Source organism: Alteromonas sp. ABM1_013 (assembly GCF_056160505.1).
In genome coordinates this window covers 539,446-561,255 of record NZ_JBSWXH010000005.1, presented here as the reverse complement: position 1 = coordinate 561,255, position 21,810 = coordinate 539,446, and the positions used below count along the sequence as shown (strand labels likewise).

At 41.0% G+C, this 21,810-nt stretch carries 19 protein-coding genes; 12 read left to right on the top strand and 7 right to left on the bottom strand.

The features are described from left to right. Positions 1-32: 32 nt before the first annotated feature. On the top strand, positions 33-359 hold the full coding sequence (locus ACXAGK_RS17160; protein WP_014950049.1) for a YbaB/EbfC family nucleoid-associated protein: 327 nt from the start codon (positions 33-35) through the stop codon (positions 357-359). Positions 360-485: 126 nt separating this feature from the next. Here ACXAGK_RS17160 and ACXAGK_RS17155 read toward each other — a convergent pair whose 3' ends face one another. From ACXAGK_RS17155 to ACXAGK_RS17140, 4 genes are all read right to left on the bottom strand, one after another. Then, positions 486-1,217: a hypothetical protein gene (locus ACXAGK_RS17155; RefSeq protein ID WP_474857166.1), complete on the bottom strand. Its 732-nt coding sequence runs from the start codon at positions 1,215-1,217 to the stop codon at positions 486-488. Positions 1,218-1,589: 372 nt separating this feature from the next. Continuing rightward, complete coding sequence (locus ACXAGK_RS17150; protein WP_474857165.1) at positions 1,590-2,906, bottom strand: tyrosine-type recombinase/integrase; 1,317 nt, start codon at positions 2,904-2,906, stop codon at positions 1,590-1,592. Between the two features lie 23 nt (positions 2,907-2,929). Next, positions 2,930-3,223, bottom strand: coding sequence for a hypothetical protein (locus ACXAGK_RS17145; RefSeq protein ID WP_474857164.1), 294 nt, complete (start codon positions 3,221-3,223; stop codon positions 2,930-2,932). 340 nt (positions 3,224-3,563) lie between these two features. Then, positions 3,564-3,749: a hypothetical protein gene (locus ACXAGK_RS17140; protein WP_474857163.1), complete on the bottom strand. Its 186-nt coding sequence runs from the start codon at positions 3,747-3,749 to the stop codon at positions 3,564-3,566. 230 nt (positions 3,750-3,979) lie between these two features. Here ACXAGK_RS17140 and ACXAGK_RS17135 point away from each other — a divergent pair, with 230 nt between their 5' ends. Continuing rightward, positions 3,980-4,381 carry a hypothetical protein gene (locus tag ACXAGK_RS17135; RefSeq protein WP_474857162.1) on the top strand — a complete coding sequence of 134 codons (402 nt, stop codon included), beginning with the start codon at positions 3,980-3,982 and terminating at the stop codon, positions 4,379-4,381. 117 nt (positions 4,382-4,498) lie between these two features. Next, positions 4,499-4,885 carry a hypothetical protein gene (locus ACXAGK_RS17130; RefSeq protein WP_474857161.1) on the top strand — a complete coding sequence of 129 codons (387 nt, stop codon included), beginning with the start codon at positions 4,499-4,501 and terminating at the stop codon, positions 4,883-4,885. Between the two features lie 33 nt (positions 4,886-4,918). On the opposite strand, the gene ACXAGK_RS17125 is transcribed toward ACXAGK_RS17130, so the two are convergent. The 3 genes from ACXAGK_RS17125 to ACXAGK_RS17115 all read right to left on the bottom strand — a co-directional run bounded on the left by ACXAGK_RS17125 (position 4,919) and on the right by ACXAGK_RS17115 (position 7,772). Next, positions 4,919-5,179 (bottom strand): hypothetical protein, encoded by a 261-nt coding sequence (locus ACXAGK_RS17125; RefSeq protein ID WP_071952018.1) that lies wholly within the window; start codon positions 5,177-5,179, stop codon positions 4,919-4,921. Positions 5,180-5,949: 770 nt separating this feature from the next. Next, positions 5,950-6,924 (bottom strand): hypothetical protein, encoded by a 975-nt coding sequence (locus ACXAGK_RS17120; RefSeq protein ID WP_474857159.1) that lies wholly within the window; start codon positions 6,922-6,924, stop codon positions 5,950-5,952. A gap of 620 nt (positions 6,925-7,544) precedes the next feature. Next, the gene (locus ACXAGK_RS17115; protein WP_474857158.1) at positions 7,545-7,772 is read right to left on the bottom strand and encodes a hypothetical protein; all 228 of its coding nucleotides are present in this window, start codon (positions 7,770-7,772) and stop codon (positions 7,545-7,547) included. 261 nt (positions 7,773-8,033) lie between these two features. Between ACXAGK_RS17115 and ACXAGK_RS17110 the strand changes: the two genes are divergently transcribed. The 9 genes from ACXAGK_RS17110 to adk all read left to right on the top strand — a co-directional run bounded on the left by ACXAGK_RS17110 (position 8,034) and on the right by adk (position 21,666). Next, positions 8,034-9,296, top strand: coding sequence for a hypothetical protein (locus ACXAGK_RS17110; protein WP_474857157.1), 1,263 nt, complete (start codon positions 8,034-8,036; stop codon positions 9,294-9,296). 237 nt (positions 9,297-9,533) lie between these two features. Beyond that, the gene (locus ACXAGK_RS17105) at positions 9,534-10,265 is read left to right on the top strand and encodes a HipA family kinase (RefSeq protein WP_474857156.1); all 732 of its coding nucleotides are present in this window, start codon (positions 9,534-9,536) and stop codon (positions 10,263-10,265) included. Further along, on the top strand, positions 10,262-11,122 hold the full coding sequence (locus ACXAGK_RS17100) for a DUF3037 domain-containing protein (RefSeq protein WP_474857155.1): 861 nt from the start codon (positions 10,262-10,264) through the stop codon (positions 11,120-11,122). Before ACXAGK_RS17105 ends, ACXAGK_RS17100 begins: the two co-directional genes overlap by 4 nt. Before the next feature lie 584 nt (positions 11,123-11,706). Then, positions 11,707-14,268 (top strand): HWE histidine kinase domain-containing protein, encoded by a 2,562-nt coding sequence (locus ACXAGK_RS17095; protein WP_474857154.1) that lies wholly within the window; start codon positions 11,707-11,709, stop codon positions 14,266-14,268. Positions 14,269-14,272: 4 nt separating this feature from the next. Further along, a complete protein-coding gene (locus tag ACXAGK_RS17090; protein ID WP_474857153.1) occupies positions 14,273-16,687 on the top strand; it encodes an EAL domain-containing protein in 2,415 nt (804 codons plus the stop codon). Between the two features lie 281 nt (positions 16,688-16,968). Next, on the top strand, positions 16,969-17,916 hold the full coding sequence (locus tag ACXAGK_RS17085) for a hypothetical protein (protein WP_474805872.1): 948 nt from the start codon (positions 16,969-16,971) through the stop codon (positions 17,914-17,916). 5 nt (positions 17,917-17,921) lie between these two features. Further along, positions 17,922-18,521: a recombination mediator RecR gene (gene recR / locus ACXAGK_RS17080; protein WP_039222833.1), complete on the top strand. Its 600-nt coding sequence runs from the start codon at positions 17,922-17,924 to the stop codon at positions 18,519-18,521. A gap of 229 nt (positions 18,522-18,750) precedes the next feature. Further along, positions 18,751-20,673 carry a molecular chaperone HtpG gene (htpG, locus tag ACXAGK_RS17075; RefSeq protein ID WP_474805874.1) on the top strand — a complete coding sequence of 641 codons (1,923 nt, stop codon included), beginning with the start codon at positions 18,751-18,753 and terminating at the stop codon, positions 20,671-20,673. A 348-nt stretch (positions 20,674-21,021) separates the two neighbouring features. After that, positions 21,022-21,666, top strand: a complete 645-nt coding sequence (gene adk / locus ACXAGK_RS17070; protein ID WP_012519076.1) for an adenylate kinase — start codon at positions 21,022-21,024, stop codon at positions 21,664-21,666. Positions 21,667-21,810: the final 144 nt, after the last annotated feature.

Below are 21,810 nucleotides of genomic sequence, written 5' to 3'. Positions count from 1 at the left end.
TATTAACACCAAAACGAAGCGAGACAAAAATTATGTTTAAAGGTGGAATGGGCAATATCATGAAGCAGGCGCAGCAAATGCAAGAGCGCATGCAAAAAGCACAAGACGACCTAGCCAAAATTGAAGTAACCGGTGAAGCGGGTGCAGGAATGGTTAAAGTCACCATGACATGCAATCACAACGTACGTCGTGTAGACATTGATGAGTCATTGATGGACGACGACAAAGATATGGTTGAAGACTTGGTTGCTGCAGCATTTAACGACGCAGTACGTCGAGTTCAAGAAACTAGCAAAGAGAAGATGGGTGATGTAACTGGTGGAATGCCACTACCTCCTGGCTTCAAAATGCCGTTTTAGGCCACAAGCCCTTTATTTATTGGCCTCTGACTTTGTAAAAAGTTACGGGGACAAATAGGGGACAAAGAGATTTATGAAAAAGGCTCTGGGTTTACCAGAGCCTTTGTCATTTAAGATGGCTATTTACTAGCTTTTGAATCTACGGGCCAGCATACCAAAAATACCGAGCGCAAATATTAATGCATTAGTTGGCTCACTAACTTCAGTAGAATCCGTCGCCGAAGCAGTCCTTACTAGAGCGACACCAAAGTTCTGATAACTTTCATCAGAACTATACCTGTCTTGTAAAAGGCTGGCGTTTGCTGGAGTATATAGGTGGCGCGTCTCACCTGTGTCTTTAAAATACTTTGTGCTATATGACCAATCGCGTACCGAGGCAGCTTTATAAAAGCCATCGCCATCTTCGTCTGAGCCGTAATACGATCCTATTACACGGCGAGAGTTTTTATAAGTTTGGGTATATTCAGCGTTGTCTTTATCAATGGATATTAATCGGTGACCAAACAAGTCTAGAAAGCTATTGTATATTGGGATATCGTCAAATGGTCTTTCGCTGTGGAATTCGGAATCCATACCAGTTTCGATGCTCGCCCATGCCATACCTGTAAAGAAATTATTGTACAGATTAGCCATCTGCTTGTTACTTGCAAGGCTCCAGCCAGCGTGTTTATCTAAAGCAGCTTCTATAGACATTCCCATAGTTTCGTCCCACTGCAACCACTCTAAAGTTCCATCACTTACGATGCTCGTTTCCGTATCTAGGCTATACCCATTTACGTTAATTAATGATGCGTTTGCAAATTGAGAAGCGCTCAGAAGTGAGGTAACGGAAAGTAATTTCCAAAAACTACGTTTCATCTAAATTCCTTTTCTAAAATATTCTTAAATTTAATTTTTATTAGCTCACAATGTGAGGGAGCCTCTAATGCAAATATCAAGCCCATTTAAAAAAGTTAATATAAAACAGTTGTTTATATTTATTTGTATAATTTCGAATTTTGGCTGTAAAAGATGCTGACAAATTTTTCTCTTTAACCTTTTGATTTTTGGTTGTTTTTTGTTCGCCAGAATTGATTTCGTTTGTGGAGATATCTAGTGTTTGATTTTCATAAAAGAGCAACAGAAAACGACGATGGTGTTTCTTGTTTGTCAACTTAATGAATGGTGTAGTTAACTGTAAAACTGAAAAAGCACCCAAGATGAGTGCTTTGTATTGGTATTTGGCCGATTTCAGTAACTCTGCCCCAAGCTTTTTGCCAAATTATCCATAAACTCTGGTTTTTCTTCCTCAATCCATTTGCCGTATATCTTGTGGATCATGCTGGTATCCCCGTGGCCCATTTGCTTTGCTAGCCAGAGAGCACTGGTTCCAGCCATTAGCAGCTGGCTCGCGTAGGTATGTCGGAGTTGATAAGCTGGACGATGGCGAAGCCCTGCTTTTTTTAGCCACGTTTCCCACTGTCCGTTAACAGTGGTGAGTTCTGGACGTTTGTAAGGCAAGTTCCCTCGGCTAAGGAATACTCTTCGTCGCATTACTAGCTCTGACTTATTGTTTTTGAATAAGATTCTCTCTTGTCGCGCTGGAAGTTGAGCCGACAGTTCTTTTATTTTTTCCAGAACTTCTACCGCTTCTGGTAGTAGTTTAACGATCCGGCGTCCATTTTTTGTCTTAGGAGGCTTGAGAGTGCCATTCCTTGTTAGATTATATCTGACAATTAGTTTCCTACTTTTTAAATCTACGTCTTCCCAAGCAAGTGCCTTCAGTTCTCCGTGGCGCAGGCCTGTCCAAGCCAGAAACCGAATCATTAGTTTTGTTTTGGGAAGATGCACAGTGGCAATAAGCTCATCTAATTCAGCTTTGCTGAACGGGCAAACACAAAGATCTTCATCTTCCAACTCCGACTCGCCTATGTCGCTTTCAGCCACAAATCTCAATCTTCTGCTTCTGCTCTCGTCTTCATAGAGTCGCTCAACGTCTTTCATCGGGTTATGTTTTATGAACTCTTCTCTCACTGCAAAAGCCAAAACTCTGCCTACAACATTGCTGTAGTCGTTTACAGTTGCTACAGAACAGCCTTTAAACTTAGTTTCTTTAAATTTCCCTTCTTTATTGCCAGTAACGGTTTTGCTTCGTAACTCTTCAAGTGTTTTCCTGTCCAGTTCAACGAGTAATTTTTTGCCATGTCCATAGAATTTCAACCAACTTAAAGCCGTTGTTAGCTTGTTTTGCATAGAGACAGAAATCGTAGATTTCTTTTTTTCTCGATAAGCTAAAAAGCATTGCTCAACGGTTAATTTTGACGGCAATCTGTCAGAGCGTAATGGAAAATGTTTATCCCAGAACGCTTCGTTATCAACTTCATAGAGACGGTTGGCAATATCATTTTTGATATTTGCCAGAGTCGATACAGCTAGCGCAATATTCGTTACAGTAGGCGCGTAGCCAAGCGATTTTCTGATTGGGCTTACTTTATCAGGTACTTTGAACTGCACACGGATGTTTCCTTTGTGCACGCTCAAGCCCTTGTGCTTGCTGATTAGTTCCATGATGCTCGTTGACAAACTACCCATCACATATACTTCCTAAAATTTACTACGTTTACAGAAATTGCGTGACCTTTATCAGCCTGCTTCCACACCTTACCCTCAGGCATTGGCTTATTCTTGTTCTTCACTCGCTGACGAACGGCGCTTACGCTTTTACCTAGTTCAGCTGCTGCTTCTTCCAAAGTTAGCCACTGATTTTGTGGCTTTTTGAGTTTCGCAAGCTCACTCTCTAGGAAAGTGATCTTATTCAGAATCCATTCGATTTTTTCAAGGTTGTCCATTACCTCGGAGATGTTTATGCTAGTTGGGTTGGTCAAGACTTATTTCTCTTTGTTTATAAAACTGAATTCAGGTTACAAAACAAAAAAATTTTCAGAAAAATTACGTGCTTTTGTGTATGCCTTTTAGGTATATACAAATAACAAATCGGCATAAATGGCTTTAAAGTTTTCTGTGAGTCTTAGACCGAATTTCCGTACTCAACCTCTGCTTTCAATATTCATCAAAACCATTGTCCCAGGTGCTGTCAAAACTGTCTGATATAAGGTCGCTCGAAGTGTGGCATTCAAATATGTTTTCTGAATGTGCATGAATCAAATCGCAACTAAAAGAGTCAGTCATGTGATTCTCGATGTCTTGGAAGCTAAGTAAAGAGGTCTATTCTTCTGTAAAATCAGTACCGAGTGGATTACCCGCTACATCAACAACCGAGCCTTTTATCATAGGTAGCCCAGATGCTGGATTTACCGTCACAGGATTTTGTATATTAGTGTCTTCTGTGTCTGGAGATGAATTAACTTCAACGTCGCAATGATCGAAAAGTGTTTTTGAAAGCAGCGTCATATTTTCCTCGATTAATTCGTATTTCCACCACTAGAAATTTAAGGAAAAATCTGATAGTTTCAATTTCATTGACTGCGATAGCTCAGCAGCAATGTGATTGCCAAATCGATTCGCTTCACCTCCCAAATGTTCTATTTTTTAATGCTCCATCCAATATGTGGCATCAGCTTTCACAAAAGTCCCCTGAAGAGTGACTAGTTAGTCCTGAGGTTTACTATCAGGACTTATAAATGAGCAACAAGACAAATACACGTGATCTGAATATCAAGTTTATTCATCAATTTAAACGTTCAACTAGAACTGAGTGGCCGGATAAGTTCCGTCTATGCTGGTTCTTTGATCCAAATACTCTCGATTATATTTACGAGCATAAGAACGAACATTTCATCACAAATGGTTTTGTTCTGTCAGATGCTCTAGTGAAGCAGCTGCCGGAGGGGTTTCAAAAGAAGTATTTTGAACCACATGAGAGATGTTTGTTGTTTTTGCTCTTCGAGATGCAAATCATCAATTTCGTCAACTCTGAGTTTGTTGATTCTGATGAGTTTGAAAATACGTTTGGAGTTTCGAAAAAACGATACTTTTCTACTGAAGCTATTGATGAATGGACTGAACAGATCGAACTACTTTAGGGCTGCTTTGCAGCCCTTTTTTCCTATAAGTATCTCTAGGTCTTGATTTTTCTATTGAATCTATGTAAAACCTTCCGCCGAAAAAACAAAATGATTAACTAGTATGGAAACTGAACAATGAAAAAAATAAAAGCCTTAGTTGTAGTATTGCCCTTGGTCGCTCCGGCTTATTCTGGTGAACTTGTAAATGGCGGGATTCACGCAGGTAGCATTAGAGATTATGCCCCTAATCTTTCTTATGAATACTTCGGAATGAACTGGGCTTCTGCGAAAGGAGGCGTCGGGGATGACAAATATCAATCTTTGATGAATCATATCAGACAAAACGTGGTTGAAAAAACAGTAAAAAACAAGTGTAGACAATACGAGTCTGATAACTATAAAGTCTATTATGGGGTAGATAATATAACCTTCTCTCAGCGGCAAATTTATGCGCAATCGTACAACGGAACGGAGTTTGGTCAAGAGGTCACAGCAACATTTAATATGTTTTGTGTTAAGTAAGCCAGAAAAAAGCACCCTCACGGGTGCTCAATATTATTCGCTTTCCAATTTTCGCATAGCCAAAAACGCAATTAACGCTAGAGCTAGACCGACCCCAAGACACCCGAAAGCAATTAGGTACAGTCTATTCGAAAGGGGTTGGTATACAATGAACTCTGGATAATCCAGCAGCAAAAATGCAATGTTCCAGAGCGTATTAATTGTAGCAATAGCAATTATTTTGTTACTCAGCGACATCCACTTACCGCTCATTTTTAAGCACGCGTTGAAAAGGCTTTCATAGTATATTCTCATTTATTTTCCTCATAGTTAGTCCTGCAACTAACTAAGCTCTAGGAAAGGAAAATTTGTCGTTGGTCAGAGGAAATTTCTTTTTTCTAAAAAATTTCCGAGAATTCTGTTTCGAGGAAAGCTAGGCCATTCAGTCTAGGTCTGATAATGGGTAGAGATTCTTTACATTTAATTTTTTTCCAGCAAGCACTATAAAGCCTCGATGTGAATCGATGCTTTTGAGACTAACAGAAGCATTGTAAAAAGGACGGTACGCCTAGTTGGATAAAGCTAGAACTTTATCTATGTACAGTGGATTAAAGACTTCTCTGCAAGGTCTAGCCCGTTACTTGTGGCAAGGGCCAGCGCCAGTCATTTTAAGCGTTTTTTATGTAATATTCTTGCTCCCGTACGAGATTTGGTTATAGGCGTACCGTTAAATAGTTGAGATGGAAATATGTCGCGATCACGTTCACTTCTCAACAAAAAAATTGTACTCCAGCTAAAGTTTTCAATGTCACGTAAATTATGCTGAAAAATTTCCTGATTAGAGCCTATGTAGTTTTAGTTGAGTTAGCCTATCCTTTACATACACTGCTTAGGATTCATGAAACTGGGCGGCACACTATTGAAAGTACGGTAAACCTCGGCTGCGCTTTCCTCGCTAACTCGTCACATGCAGGGGTACATGTGTTAAAGGTGCTTTGTATATCAACACGATATTCAATGCCCCTTAAAGCTACTAGAAGCCATAAGAAAAGGGAGCCTACTGGCTCCCTAAGGTCACTTCTTTATCATTCTAATAACCCTAATGCTTTACCTGCATCGCGGAACCCATCCAGCCTAAGTTCAACAACTCTGTCACCACTGCGTTTAGCAAGCTCTTCCATTTTAGCCAATTGTTCAAGAAATTCGTCCCTATGGACAATTGATGATCTTTCGTCTCCCAGCTGCCTTTTGCTGTTGAACATTAGCTCATATAAAAGACTACACTCTTTGTGCTGGAATTTGATTTGCTCGTTAAGCCTGGCTTGCTGGCTTTCAGTAAAAGTGCTGTGGCTATTAGAAAACAGCCTAGCGTGTGCTTTCTCAATCTGAGTAAGAAACCTTTGTCGGTGGCTATACATATATACGAACTCGTATAGCCCATTCTCGTCTTCAAATTCTTGTAGATATTTCGACAGGATCTTAGCGCGAAGGTCACTATTTGATTTATTCTTTGCGTTAGATGTTTCCATTTCAATTGCGATACGGCAGTCTGTATTCGCATCAACGACAAGAGCATCAATGAGTCTTGGGTCATTGGCGCGATTTTCCAGTTGGATTGCGATATCACGCTCAGAAGCAAAGCCTTTTATTTTATTGGCCTTCACAAGGTCAAGCACAACAAGTTGCACTGACAAATCATGGATCATGTTTCTTTCATTAATCCGACTCACATCAGAGCGCAAATGTAACTCTCGGTTAAGTAATAGCTCTGCTTCGCGAATACCTTGAGATGTTAAAATGATAAAGCTTCGGTCAATGTTAGCGAATGAAGGATGAACCGCTAAAAGCCCTTTCTTTTTCATTCTGTTAATAAGTTTATTAACACCTTCTCGTGTTAATTCCAGATGTCGCTGAACAACAGTTTTCGATGTGACGCCATAGCTACCAATGATCGCAATGACAGCATTTTCTCTCAGTAGTCCGAGGCTAGCTGGATCGCTCGGTTTTGATACAAGGATGTGTCTAATCGAGTTTTCAATCGCTCTTTCTATATAGTTCATGTTTATCTCCATTTTATAGTTTCAAAACTACATAGAAACCAACCCAGAGAAATCAGCAGGGTAGGGCATGATGCTTTGCATCCTGCCGGAGCTTCGCAACGCTAAGCACTACGCTTAGCAATTATGATTTTCTTACGAAAAACACAAACAACTTCGTTGTAGCAACACTTCTGCAAGCCAGAGTGGACGCGACTCGTCGCTACTCTGGCACTTGCCGCTCTGCGACGGCGACAGAAGCGTTGCTCGGAGTCAGCTACCGCTGATTAACCACTATTTTCCCCGTTCTCTGCTCGGGGAAAGCGTCGCGAGGAATACCCCCGCTCGCAGTGTTCACAACGTTGTTGCGAAGGTTGCAGATTATTGCTCCGCAATACTCAGCAAGTTTGCTAGGGCAAACGAAAACAGTGGTTAATCTGCGATGCTGCCTCCGGCTCCGATAATTGTTCTGTTTCACAAAATTATTATCTACGCAGTCGTTATTGAGCTTTGCTCAAGCTTTTTTACATAATCGTACCGATTACGTTGTTAGCATCTTCGATAAGAGCGAAAAGCAAGTGTCGAGAGGTAATAGGCAAATAACTAGAAGAAAAAAGAGCACCCAGCGGTGCTCCAAGAACATTCTATTTTTTTCGCAGCCTTGCACTTTGTAAGTGGGAAGCAAGCGATAACAAATAGATAAGCAAAATTAGCAAATAGCCTTTCATTCCGGTAAACGGATAACTCTCTGCAACTTCGAATTGAGTTATTAGTTGCACAACAAAAATCACAAACAGAATGTCTCCAATTGTCATCAGCTGTGAGCTAAGTACGTCAAACAATGCAATAAAAAATTGCCGCTTACATTTCATGTATTTCTCCTTTTTTGTCTTCAGCCTTAAAAAGGGTCAAGCAAGGAGAACTTTTGAGAGTGCCATAAACTTTTTCGTAATTGGCTATCTTAGTTAGTGAATCTGTATGTAAAAGTCGATGAATAGCGCGTCAGCGATTTCTCGGATTTATTTAGGTTTTATTTACTTTATTCTCTTTGTCTGTAAAAATTACACATAAATTACGCTTTTAACGTAACTCAATATTTGCGATTGTATGGTGACGAAAACGAGGAGAAAGCTGTGAAAGAAACTGAAACAAAACTAAATAAGCAGATATCAAAACACTATATTGAACACGCGTGCTCGATATCCAGCAGTGGTCAAGTCGCCAAAGATTTGAACTTAGAGCCTTCACGAGTTAGTGAAATTAAGTCTGGTAGACGTCGGCTGTCGGAAAAAGAGTCGGAGGTGATACAAGAATTATATGGCTTACCTTCGACCTCGGACGGTCACTGGGTAGAGGCAGAGTTAGTAGGCCTTAGCGATTTGAATAAAGCATTTATTGATAACGGTCTACTCAATCAATTAGCGAGTGTTGTTGCGCTGGTAAATTCTGAGGGCTTTATAACTAGTGTATTAAATGTCACAAACGTTGATGAAAGGCTAGTTAAAGGCTATGTGCATATACCGATGGTAGAAAGGGGAGAAAATACTTCTGGAACTGAACAAAAAAATAATCGACTGGTGAAAGAGCATAAAATTAAGTTACTTAATCGACTCCTTTCACACACCTATTTTCAACATTGGTGCGATACTGCCCTTCGTTTGCTGAGTGACGAAAAGGTAATTAAAAATAGAGAGTTCTATGAAAACCTTTATTACCAAAAAGATGTGACTATGCCTATTGCAATTGGTAGCGAAGTCAGATGGGATTTTCCAAATTCGGATTGCATTACTCTACGCGGTATCTGTAAACAAATTGAGCCTGGCTTCACTTTGAACTTGGACTATTACAACCCAACTCAGCACACCTTCGAACTAATTGCGTTATTTAAATTGAGTAGAATTTGCCAGTCTAAGTCATTTGCGCATATTTTTGAGGCTAACGATGGATTTAAATTTGGTAGAAAGCTGACGCTGAATCGCAAAAAATTACCTAATCAAGAGTATGTGGTTATCGGGAAATGCGTATGGGAAGGCAACGATCTGTTCCGTTTAGAGAAGCCTTTTAATGAAAAAAGTCTGCTTAAATTTGATGCTCAGTTAATCAAAAAAAGTGACACCAATGAATCCCTGCTACCTGCGACCTCTAATTTTGTCTCTTTAAGGCTATTCTACACGGAGCAATACAAATACTTAGTAGAAATAAGTTTTTATCTGGAGGATTACAGTCACCCTCACCGAACCATGCTGATTGAGATTGAAGAAAAGAATAAAGTCTTTGAAAACCTCGTTGATATATTTAAGCACTTTGGTGTAGAGCATCAAATTACTATGAAGAACATTAAGTATGCCGTCGCGAGTAAAGGGGGCTATATACCCTCAGCTATTTATTTAAAATAGACTATAATGTCGCACGACCGATTACAGTACGTATGAGTGACATTGAGGCGGTGTTCTGATACTTTTTATGGTATGAAGCAAATACATTCGAGCATCGCAAAAAAGGACTAGCTCGTCACCCAGAAGGGAATCAACTCAGGTCTCAATGAGGCCATTGTCATTAGCCCTTCAGGTGAGCAGCATACGGAGTACGCATGGATTCAATGGACAAAAAGTGCTATCACGTAGGTTAATCTATTGATAAACATAATTGAAATTCAACAACGGATGACCCAAGGGTTTACTAAACCTTGGCTGTGCCGTGGAGATGATGAAAAGCTTTATGTTGTTAAGAGGCTAAATGCCACATATCGAGGGTGTATTTATGAATGGGTGGCTGCGAAATTAGGAATCCGGTTTGGGTTACCTATACCGGATTCCCAAATAGTATATGTCGATGATCTTCTAGTTGAGGGCGATGAGGAACTAATTAACGAATTGGGATGCGGAATCGCTTTTGCTTCTGAGTTGAAAGGTAATCTTCAGGAAGTCAATTTGGATAGGCTTAGGGATGTAGACAAAGCTTTGCTTCTAGATCTATTTTTGTTTGATTATTGGATCAAGAATAGTGACAGAACATTGACAGACAAGGGTGGAAACCCCAATCTCTACTACAATATAGTTACTGGAAATTTAGTAGTATTTGACCACAATTTAGCGTTTGAAAATGATTTCTCAAGTCATGAGCATAAAAAACTCCATGCAGCGAGTTCGGTACTTAAGGGGCAAACTGATCTATTTGTAGACGTAATCGACAGACGAAAATATCAAGCTAGATTTGCAGACGCTATGACTGATTTTGATGAAATTGTAGATGCTATTCCTCTAGAATGGCTCGAAGGATTGAAAGATACCGATGGAGAAATCAACAGAATACGGGTACTATTGAACGACTTTGTAAACGATAACTTTTGGGAGGCTTTAGAATGAAACACAGCAATTCTGTATTCGAGTATGCAGTCGTTCGCTTTATGCCTTTTATTGAGACTAGAGAGTTTGCAAATGTTGGGATTGTCTTGATTGAGCCTAGTGAGGGACGGCTTATTTTCAAGGTAACTCCAAAACGTTTTGGCAGAGTGACCCATTTCTTCGAAGAAATGGATAAACAGCTTTACAAACAAGCTGTTGATTCATTTACCAATGAGTTAACGAGATTGCAGAGCTTTTGTCGAGCAAACCACGTAAGAAGCAAAGAATTAATCGGCGTTTTTAGAGAACTCACACGTCAACGTGAATCTGTAATGCATTTTGGCAACGTCAGTAGGCTCTTAGCTAATGAAACTGCTGAAAAAATGCTGGATAAATTGTATCAAAAATTTGTTGCTCGTGACTTTGTAAATCAAAAATATCGCGAACAACAAATGGTTAGAGCGTTGCGTGAGACTTTTGCCAATGAATTGGCTCACAAATATAACGAGCGTAAACTTAAAGCTGGTATTTATGAAGTTACTATTCCTTTTGTAAGGAATACGAGCCTAGGCAAACGCATTATTAAACCATTAGCGTTTGATCAAAAGACTGCGATGAGTGCCGCTGAACACGGGCATATGTGGGTGAATAGGATGCGGGCTTTGGTTGAGAAGAATGTTGTCATGCCTGACCAAGCCCTCATAGCAATTGAGCCTCCGTTGACTTCTGACTCTGATTTTCACGAGGTCTATAACGAAGTCACTGGGCTTGTGAAAGATGTTGGTATTAATCTGGAGCAATTTGAGAACACTAGTAAGATCGTGTCTTTTGCCCGTGATTCAGAGGACTCTTTTGAATCTACAACTTCATGGAATTAGTTCATGCCCCAAAAGCAGGGGCCAAATAGGGGTCAAAAGTAAAGTGTCGACGAGTGCTGATAAGTGATGAGAACCTTATCCATTGCGCTACAAGCCGCGAAATAGAACGTCTGAAAACAAATCAGCAATGAAGCCTCATTTGGCTTCAAAATGCCGTTTTAAAAACTAAGCCCTTAGCGCCTGCCTCTATACACCAGCTTAAGTTTACAAAACTAACGGGGTCACAAAGGGGCTAAAACTCCAAAAAGCTCTGGTTCTGCACTAGAGCTTTTTTGTGTCTACCGTTTCAATCATAAGTTTCAAATGAGTGGTACATTCGACGACTAATTTAATCACACTTGCCAGCGTAAATTAGGTTATTGCTATATTGTTAAGCCTACTTCATGTCTAACGCTAAAAAAACACACGTCTGCTTATATTTACACTAATATTAATAAACATGCATAAAGAGTTTAGATTCGCTAGAACCTAGGCTATATTTTATCTGGAATGTTTATTTAGTTTTTCTTAAAGGCTCTTGTGAAGCTTGATACTGCTAAGTTTCCATAGGCGTCATCTAATATGAAGTGGTTGGGATAATAATAATGCACGATGAAGCAGGCGAACTTTCATCATTAGTCGATCAATGCGATAAAGAACCGATACACCTTCTAGGTCGGATACAAAGCAATGGTTTTATGATTATCGTCGATAAGGCGGGGGTTGTTACTCATTTTTCAGAAAACCTGAACCAATTTGCTGATGTTCCGAGCAATCAACTGCTCGGTTGCACATTTTGGGAATTAGTCGATCGTGAACTTGTGCACGCGATACGTGGTGCGCAAAGCCAGGCAATGATCCTTGGCAAAGCAGCCTACCTTCATTCTGTATCAATACCGCATTGTAAAGACACATTCGACCTGTGCATTCATCAAAGTGCCGAACACCTCATCCTTGAATTCGAAAAATTAGAGAGTTTGGGGAAGTATGAGGGGGTTATCACAGCGCTAATGGCTCAGATATCGATGTTTCCTGAGCTTGAGGACCTTTATCAAGGTTTAGTTGAAAGCGTGAGAACTGCGACTGGACACGACAGAGTGATGCTTTACCAATTTTTATCCGACGGTTCAGGCGAAGTTATCGCAGAGTCAGTGTCAAACGAAATGACTCCTTTCTTGGGGTTGCGTTACCCCGCGTCGGACATTCCGCGTCAAGCAAGACAGCTTTACAAGAAAAACCTTATTAGAACTATTTCTGACGTTAACGGTGAAACTTTTCCTATTATTGGTAACAAAAAAAGCGATGGAGCTTCTATAGATCTCTCACTTTCACGCCTAAGGGCTGTTTCCGAAGTGCATATTCAATATCTAAAGAATATGAAAGTTGGCGCCTCTATGTCGATATCACTTATTGTGGAAGGTGAATTGTGGGGGTTGATTGCATGCCATCACAACACTAAAAAAGTTATCCCTAGTCGCTTAGTTTCGCAATTAGAACTCTTCGCAGAGATGTTTTCACTAGAATTATCCAGAAGGCTGGTAAATGAACGGATAAGAGTAAGCGAGAAAGCAAATGCTACATTTACACGTGTACTTAGCAACCTTTCTCTAGGCAAGTCACTCAATAATGCTATCGTAGAACAGTTATCCCTGCTTAAAACGCTTATAGATATTGACGGCATCGGCTGTATTTTTAGCAATGAATATACTAAGTCGGGCGCTGCATTTAGCGCACGAAAAATCAAACGTCTTACAGCAATACTCGCTGAACTTCCCGAAGAAGAAATCCATCAATTTGACAACTTAGCAGACATTCACAACGAGTTAGCGGATGAGAGTGTTGCCGGGGTATTGGCATTAAAGATCTCTCATCAGCCAATGGACTATATTTTTCTTTTTAGAAACTCAGTTGTGCAACAAGTCTATTGGGCGGGTAACCCTGCAAAACGCGTCGAGCTGAAAGAGGGGAAGGAAACGCTTACTCCACGAGCGAGTTTTGATAAATGGGTAGAAAATAATGAATCTACTTCTACTCCATGGACAACGCTGGATATTGAACGTGCTAAATCTATTAGGCTCGGTGTAATGGAACTAACCATTCGCCATTTGCACGAAAAAGAACTACTGCAACGTGAAGCCAAAAAAAGACTCGAGTTACTGATTGGTGAACTAAACCATCGCGTTCGCAATATCTTAAATTTAGTCAGTGCGATTATCGGACAGACATCACAGAGCAAGAAAGATATTGATGAATTTGTAGTCTCTTTATCGTCGAGAATATCTGCACTTGCTCTGGGGCATGATCAGCTTACTCATGCCTCATACAACAGTGTAAGATTCAAAGAGCTTCTTCATAACGAGCTCAAAGCTTACATGATCAATGAGTCATCTTTTAAGATAGACGGGCCTGATATAAGAATCTTACCCTATGCAGTAACGCCTATCGTGTTAGTCTTTCATGAAATGATTACCAATGCTGCCAAGTATGGAGCGCTAAGCGCGACAAGTAATGATGGCAGAGTGGCGATAACCTGGGAATTAGACGAAAAAGGCTGCTCTATTAAATGGGAAGAAATAGGGGGGCCTCCCTTACATGGTTTAGGTGATGAAGGGTTTGGAATGACGGTTATAAAGTCAGTCATCCCCCATGAATTAAAAGGCAAAGCGTCATTGAGTACTAAAATTACCGGGCTCAATGCAGAGTTTCTCATTCCTCGTAAATTTATAGAATTGGGTGCTAGCCAAACAAGTACTCCACATGCAACCCATGGCGAAAAGCCTCAATCCATCAGTACAGCTAATACCGAAAAAATCCTCACAAGCGCCTTTATCGTTGAAGATAACTTACTTATATCGCTAGACCTCAAGAAGCACCTTAAACAATTGGGAATTGATAAAATTGATATTTTTGGTGATATCAGTTCAGCAAGAGCGGCGTTGGCCAAAGTTAAACCTTCGATGATGTTTTTAGATGTTCATTTGGGAAATGAAAATACCTTTCAGTTAGGTATTGAAATACAAAAGTTATCAATACCCTTTATCTTCATTACGGGTTATGGAGCGACAATAGAGCTGCCAAACGAGTTATCTAATGTGGATGTATTAACCAAACCCGTCGACACAACATTGCTAAAGCGCTCCATCGAAGCTTTTGGCTTTAAGGTGTAAAGCTGTGACTGATATAACTCCGCCCTTGATACTTGTTGTTGAAGACAATTTAGTTGAAGCAATGAATGTTAAGAATGCGCTTACCGAAGCAGGTATGCAGGTGTTAGGCATAGCAAAGACGGAAAGCGAACTGTATGCGTTAGTAGATAAACGTGTTCCGGATCTGATTTTGATGGACATTGATTTGGGTGGTTCAGATTCTGGTATTGGAATTGCCAAAAGCATTACAGAGAGGTTTAAAGTACCCGTAGTGTTTAGTACCTCTTATTGTGATGACACGACAATCTCTAATGCGCTCGCGATTTCCCCGTATGGATATCTAGTAAAACCGTACGGCGTGCTTTCGCTTACAACGACTATTCAAGTTGCGCTGGAAAGAAAGAAAACGGAGAAAGCGCTCGCTTCTTCTAATAGACGTTTCGCAATGGCCTCAAAGATTGCTAAGTTAGGCGTGTTAGAAGTCGATACCTCTACTCAGTCAGTCGTTATTAAAAGCGTCGAGAACCTTTTTGATTTTCCACGCAAAATGCCAATATCCAAATTCCTTTCGTTGTTTCCCGAAGAAACGGAAGTTGAGTTAAAAGAGGCGATACATTTAAAGTCGAATTATCTCACAACCTTGCAGCTGAAAATTGAAGGGCAAGCGACTAAATGGTTTCAGGTTGTCCTTTCCGATGTAGGGTGGGGCGAAGACTACGTTCAAATTGGCGCCATACAAGATATATCAATCCTACAGAGCGCTCAGTCAAACCTGAGTGTTGCAGATAAGATTGTAAGTGAAATTAAAGAAGGCGTTTTAGTCTGTGATGCTGAAGGTCTCATAATAAAAGCTAACCAATCCTTATGTGATATGCTAGGTACCCAAGCCGAGCATCTAATATCTACCCACATTAACAATGTTTTTCCTAAAGCGCGAAAACACGATCCTCGTCCAGACTATTTGATAGACGGTTTAAGGACAGAACTCACTATTGTAAGCGAAGGACAAAGGTTTCATTTAACCATGTCGGTAACGTCATTCGATATTGATGTTGGTGAAACTAATTATGTTGCCATTCTTACCGATGTTTCAGAACTAAAGTCGTCTGAAAGTCAACTTAAGTACTTGGCATTTACAGACGCGCTCACAGGCGCGGGAAATCGAAACCTACTAAACAACATTGTCGAGACTTATAGTGAATCATGTGAGCCCTGCTCGATTATTTTTATTGATATTGATGAGTTTAAGCTTATTAATGATACCCATGGACATGAAGTGGGAGATGAGATTTTGAGAGCGTGTGCAAGTCGATTTAAGGCAGCGCTAAGAGACGATGATACTGTTATTAGGTTTGGCGGTGACGAGTTTGTTGTTGTAACAAGCACTACCTGCCATAAGCTTTTAAGTAAAATGACATCCCGGTTATCCTCTTCATTGAAAAAAACATTTAGAACAACATCAGGTGACTTTCAAATTACAGCGAGTATCGGCCTTGCTTCATCTACAGAAAGTATGTCGCCAACAGAGCTACTAAAAAATGCCGATATCGCAATGTTTTCAGCAAAGCAAGGTGGTAAAAACAGCATTGTCACTTTCAACGATAATCTGTCGAAAAACATTGAATATAGGCTGTTTATCCAACAAGGGCTTAAAAGCGCTATCCAAAGTAAACAAATTACCGCTTATTTTCAGCCTATAGTGGGCTCTAACGGTGAGGTTTTGGCCGTGGAGGCATTAGCTCGTTGGCACATTCCCAGCCATGGACCAATCAGCCCAGAAAAGTTTATTCCAATAGCTGAACGTACAAAGTATATTCATGATATTGGGTTACTGATGCTTGATGAAGTCTGTTTTGCACTCAAAGCACTAAGCGGATGGGGTTTTTCAAAGATAAAATTCAATCTAAATATGTCTGCGGTACAGTTACAGAATGATGGCATCGTAGAACTGTTTGCGGAGCGCTTTGCTTTCCATAATATTGACCCTGGACGAATAGTCATCGAAATAACTGAATCCACGCTTCAAAGTTCAAAGGCGAGGGAAGTGCTTACCAAAATTAAAGGTCTTGGGGTCATTATTTCCATCGATGACTTTGGAACAGGCTTTTCTTGCATATCAGAATTAGCTGACGAAACGTATGATGCAATCAAAATCGATCGCTCGCTACTGCCTGACTTTCCACTACAAAGTAAACAAGAAAAACGCAGAGCGCTGATCATCGAGAATGTGGTGTCAATGTGTGTGAAACTAGGCATGCCGTGCACGTTAGAAGGTTTAGAAACCTCTGAACAGGTAACCTTCGCCAAAAAGATTGGTGCCAAAGCTATGCAAGGATATTACTTCACGAAGCCTTTGAGCTTAGTCGGCTTGATGGAGTATTTGCAAGCAGAGCATGCTTCACCGCTTGTTAGCATTACCGCACTAGCCGAAGGGCAATGAAGACGCTAGTTATTTGAGTTAGTACTGCTGAGTTTTTGTTCCACTTTTATATCATTCTGCATTTCTTAGGCATCCGTTCACACTAGAGAGTTTTCAAGCAGTATTTTACGTCGACAGAAGCGTACCTATCGCACTAAAATGTCGCTTCACTTAGAGTTGGTCCTTTATCTGACCTGATTCGTTATATTATTGACTTTTTATTTCCTCTGCGTGTAGGCAGCTTCCTGCAATGAAAAGCGCAGGGAGAACGTAAAACCAATCACCCTAAATAGAGGTTTGTAGTGCTAAGGAAAGGCTTAGTTATCACCACGGTTCTTTTGCTCCCTATCGCAGCCGTGCTGTTTTTTATGAGTGTTCACGAACTGTTTAAAATGAAAACGGTAACGGTAGACCCAAAACTCAAAGAAATTTCTGGAATAGAGTTCGACAAATATAAAAGGCTGTGGGCTATTAATGATAGTGGTGACGGACCTATTTTGTATTTGCTGGGCAAGAACGGCAGTATTGTTAGAGAGGTTACGGTTTCAAACGCCAAAAATGTAGATTGGGAAGATATGACCCAAAATAGTTTTGGTCATTTTTTTCTAGGAGATTTTGGTAACAATGACAATAAACGCCGCTGGCTCACTATCTATAAAATAGAAAACCCCATTGACATTGAAGGTGATACCACTGAAGCAGAGATTATAAAGTTCACCTATCCAGAAATGGGTAAAGGCAAAGTGAAGCCCCAAGACAAAAACTACGATTTAGAAGCCTTTGTAGAATACAAGCGTAATTTGTATTTATTCACCAAAAATAGAACCAAGCCCTTTGATGGCATTACAAAGCTATACAAAGTGGGCGACCATGCTGCCAACTTCGATGCACAGCTAATAGGTGAATTCAAAACCTGTACCACCCTTGAAAAGTTATGTTGGATTACCTCTGCAGCTATAAGCCCTGATAGGACTAAACTTGTACTACTTGATTCAACTAGCTTGTGGCTTTTCGAAAATTTTGAAGGCGACAACTTTTTTAGCGGTGACGTTTCTCGTATCGACCTTGGTGTGGTAACACAAAAAGAGGCGGTAACTTTCTACGATGACAATACGTTGGTGTTCACTGACGAAGAATACAAAGGGCTATTTGGCGGCAATGTCTACGAAGTTAAACTCGACCAAGTGAAGCGTAACGTGATTAAATACCGCGAAAGCCCGAAACTAACCGAACAAATACCTAAGCAGTAAACATTATGAAGTTCAGCCCGCTACTCTCAGAACTAATACAGGCATTAACCTGTCTTCCCGGCGTTGGCAATAAGAGCGCCCAACGAATGGCATTTCATCTTTTAGAGCGAAACCGTACGGGGGCGATTGATTTAAGCAATGTGCTACACAATGCCATGGAGCATATTCATCATTGTAAGCGTTGTAGAACGTTCACAGAAGATGAGCTATGTGACATTTGCCGCCACCCAGAAAGAGAGGCTAGCGGTTTATTGTGTATTGTAGAAAGTCCTCAAGATGTATTAGCGATAGAACAAACGTTAAGCTACAAAGGCCAGTATTTTGTATTAATGGGGCATTTGTCTCCTATCGATGGTGTCGGGCCTGAAGAAATTGGTTTAACCGAGCTTGAGGCGCGTTTAGCCGCTGGTGGGATAAATGAAGTTATCTTAGCCACAAACCCCACTGTAGAAGGGGAAGCAACAGCGCACTATATTGCTCAGCTATGCACAAGTCACAATGTCGACGCCTCTCGCATTGCCCATGGTGTACCGGTTGGGGGAGAACTTGAATACATTGACGGCAATACACTTACCCACGCTTTTTCGGGTCGCCGCAAGCTGTAAGTAACATACCGAGCGTTTTGAGTACACAAAACGCTCTTTTTCTTAAAACCGTTCTTCCATTTCCAAGATAACACCTTCCTATTCGCTAGTTAAATAAGCGGTATATACCTTTTCTCGAAAAAGTTTACGAATAGAAAATAAATTTTCGTTCTAAACGTTGAAAAGTGCGTTGAGTGACCTTACCTGTTTAACATCAAACGTGATCCATTCAACGAGGAGATATTGGATTATGGCTGAAGCAGCCCACAAAGAAACCCACGGTTTTCAAACAGAAGTAAAACAGCTTCTTCAACTGATGATTCACTCTTTGTATTCAAACAAAGAAATTTTTCTACGCGAGCTAGTGTCGAACGCGGCAGATGCTGCGGATAAGCTCCGTTTTCGCGCCCTAGAAAATGATAGCCTGTACGAAAACGATGGTGAATTAAACGTAAAACTTAGCGTTGATAAAGAAGCGAACACAGTTACGATTACCGATAACGGTATTGGTATGACACGCGATGAAGTCATTGCCAACTTAGGTACCATTGCCAAATCTGGTACTAAAGACTTCTTTAGTAAGCTTTCTGGCGATAGCGCGAAAGACTCCCAGCTTATTGGTCAGTTCGGTGTAGGTTTCTACTCAGCATTTATCGTTGCAGACAAAGTGACTGTCCGCACTCGTGCGGCTGGTGCTGATGCATCTACAGGTGTTGAATGGGTTTCAGACGGTGAAGGTGAGTTCACTATCGCCGAAATCAACAAGCCTACACGCGGTACAGAAATTACGCTTCACCTTCGCGAAGACGAAAAAGAATTTGCCGACACATGGCGTCTGCGCTCGATTGTAAGCAAATACTCGGACCACATCAGTATTCCTGTGCAAATGTGGAAAGATGAAGTGCCTGAGAGTGAAGGTCCGGATGGCGAGAAAATCGAAGCTCAGCCTGGTGAGTGGGAAGTGGTTAACAAAGCCACTGCGCTTTGGACTCGTGAGAAGTCTGATATTACTGATGAAGAGTACAACGAGTTCTATAAGCATATCTCTCACGACTTTGCAGATCCGCTAGCATGGGCGCACAACAAGGTGGAAGGTAAAACTGAATATACCAGCTTACTTTATATCCCTTCCAAAGCGCCTTTCGATATGTGGAACCGCGACCAAAACCATGGTCTTAAGCTTTACGTTCAACGCGTTTTCATCATGGATGACGCAGAGCAGTTCATGCCGACCTACTTGCGTTTTGTTAAAGGTTTGCTAGATAGCAACGACCTTCCGCTAAACGTGTCTCGAGAGATTCTTCAAGACAACAAGATTACCCAAGCACTACGTCAAGGTTGTACCAAGCGCGTTCTACAAATGCTTGAGAAAATGGCGAAGAATGACAGTGAAAAATATCAGTCGTTCTGGAATGAGTTTGGTAATGTACTAAAAGAAGGTCCAGCGGAAGACTTCAGTAACCGTGAGAAGATCGCTGGTCTATTGCGCTTTGCATCTACCCACGGAGAATCTGACGCACAAACAGTTTCATTAGCTGATTACATTGAGCGAATGAAAGAAGGCCAGGATAAGATTTACTACGTGACTGCAGACAGCCTTCAAGCGGCTAAGTCTAGCCCACACCTTGAGATTTTCCGTAAGAAGGGAATCGAAGTATTGCTAATGGGCGAGCGCATTGACGAGTGGCTAATGTCTCACCTAACTGAGTTTAACGAGAAACAATTTGTTTCTATCGCGAAAGGAAACTTAGACTTAGGCGACTTAGAAGACGAAGAGTCTAAGAAAGCTCAAGAAGAAGCAGAGAAAGAAGTAGAAGGCGTTCTAGAGCGAGCGAAAACAGCACTTGGTGACAAGGTTGTAGACGTTAAGTTCACGCATCGCTTAACTGACTCCCCTGCTGTTATTGTTGCCGACGACAATGGCATGACTACACAGATGATGAAGTTGATGCAGGCGGCTGGCCAAACCGTGCCAGACGTGAAGTATCACTTTGAACTTAACCCTGAGCACAGCTTAGTTAAACTGCTTGCCGACACGCAAGATGAAGAGCTATTCAATCAATGGGTTGGTGTACTCTTTGATCAAGCAGCGTTGTCAGAGCAGGGTAGTTTGAAAGACCCGTCTACGTTCGTTCAGAACTTGAACACCTTGCTAATGAAGTTGGCAAAATAAGCAGGTAGACAGCAGGTTTATACTTAAAAACGGGCATCACGCCCGTTTTTTTATGTCTACTACTAACAAAAATAAATTTGGCTGTTTTATTGTGCTATATTTTGGCAGTTAAAATTTCTAGTTAATCACTTAAAACTTTAAAAATTCATGCTTTAAAGAAGATGAATTACCGGGCGATTAGCTTACAGGTTTAGACTTAAATTTATAAAAACGCCTATAAGCTGAGTATATATTCGCCATTAGTCTTAAGATTAACTTTACGGTACTTCTTACACTTGTCACTACAGTGTTGAATGTGTAAAGTGCCCGAAGTAAAAAGTTCAAAAATCATAAGCGGAGAACGCACTCATGCGAATCATTCTTCTCGGCGCTCCTGGCGCGGGTAAGGGCACACAAGCTCAGTTCTTGATGGGCAAATATGGCATTCCACAAATTTCAACGGGCGATATGCTTCGTGCTGCGATTAAAGCAGGTACAGAGCTAGGTCTAGAAGCTAAACGTGTAATGGACGAAGGTAAACTAGTGTCTGATGAGATTATCATCGGTCTGGTTAAAGAGCGTATTGCACAAGATGACTGCAAAGACGGTTTCTTGTTAGACGGTTTCCCTCGTACTATTCCACAAGCTGATGCAATGAAAGAAGCCGGTGTTTCTGTTGACCATTGCATTGAGTTTGACGTTCCAGATGACGTCATTGTTGAGCGTATGGGCGGTCGTCGCGTACACCCAGCATCGGGCCGCGTTTATCACGTTGTTTACAACCCGCCTAAGGTGGAAGGTAAAGACAATGAAACAGGTGATGACCTAATCGTTCGTGACGACGATAAAGAAGAAACTGTACGCAAGCGTCTTGCAATCTACCATGAGCAAACTAAGCCGCTTGTAAACTATTACAGCGCTGAAGCTGAAGCTGGAAACTGTGAATACCACAAGCTAGACGGAACACGTCCAGTTGAAGAAGTAAGTGCTGAGCTAGCTGAGCGTTTAGGCTAAGTACCAAAGAGAACTACAAAAGGTCGCATATGCGGCCTTTTTTGTTGCTTGTAACTTAATAGCGGATAACGTTTAATAGCTTCTAATGAACGTATGATGTAATCACTGATTAAACTTACGCGCTATAATTATAACATGTGGAGT

Excerpts from the sequence above, each read along its gene's own strand:
- ACXAGK_RS17160 (WP_014950049.1), top strand. The coding sequence starts at position 33 with ATGTTTAAAGGTGGAATGGGCAATATCATGAAGCAGGCGCAGCAAATG.
- ACXAGK_RS17155 (WP_474857166.1), bottom strand. The coding sequence starts at position 1,217 with ATGAAACGTAGTTTTTGGAAATTACTTTCCGTTACCTCACTTCTGAGC.
- ACXAGK_RS17150 (WP_474857165.1), bottom strand. The coding sequence starts at position 2,906 with ATGGAACTAATCAGCAAGCACAAGGGCTTGAGCGTGCACAAAGGAAAC.
- ACXAGK_RS17140 (WP_474857163.1), bottom strand. The coding sequence starts at position 3,749 with ATGACGCTGCTTTCAAAAACACTTTTCGATCATTGCGACGTTGAAGTT.
- ACXAGK_RS17135 (WP_474857162.1), top strand. The coding sequence starts at position 3,980 with ATGAGCAACAAGACAAATACACGTGATCTGAATATCAAGTTTATTCAT.
- ACXAGK_RS17130 (WP_474857161.1), top strand. The coding sequence starts at position 4,499 with ATGAAAAAAATAAAAGCCTTAGTTGTAGTATTGCCCTTGGTCGCTCCG.
- ACXAGK_RS17125 (WP_071952018.1), bottom strand. The coding sequence starts at position 5,179 with ATGAGAATATACTATGAAAGCCTTTTCAACGCGTGCTTAAAAATGAGC.
- ACXAGK_RS17120 (WP_474857159.1), bottom strand. The coding sequence starts at position 6,924 with ATGAACTATATAGAAAGAGCGATTGAAAACTCGATTAGACACATCCTT.
- ACXAGK_RS17115 (WP_474857158.1), bottom strand. The coding sequence starts at position 7,772 with ATGAAATGTAAGCGGCAATTTTTTATTGCATTGTTTGACGTACTTAGC.
- ACXAGK_RS17100 (WP_474857155.1), top strand. The coding sequence starts at position 10,262 with ATGAAACACAGCAATTCTGTATTCGAGTATGCAGTCGTTCGCTTTATG.
- ACXAGK_RS17095 (WP_474857154.1), top strand. The coding sequence starts at position 11,707 with ATGCACGATGAAGCAGGCGAACTTTCATCATTAGTCGATCAATGCGAT.
- recR (WP_039222833.1), top strand. The coding sequence starts at position 17,922 with ATGAAGTTCAGCCCGCTACTCTCAGAACTAATACAGGCATTAACCTGT.
- htpG (WP_474805874.1), top strand. The coding sequence starts at position 18,751 with ATGGCTGAAGCAGCCCACAAAGAAACCCACGGTTTTCAAACAGAAGTA.
- adk (WP_012519076.1), top strand. The coding sequence starts at position 21,022 with ATGCGAATCATTCTTCTCGGCGCTCCTGGCGCGGGTAAGGGCACACAA.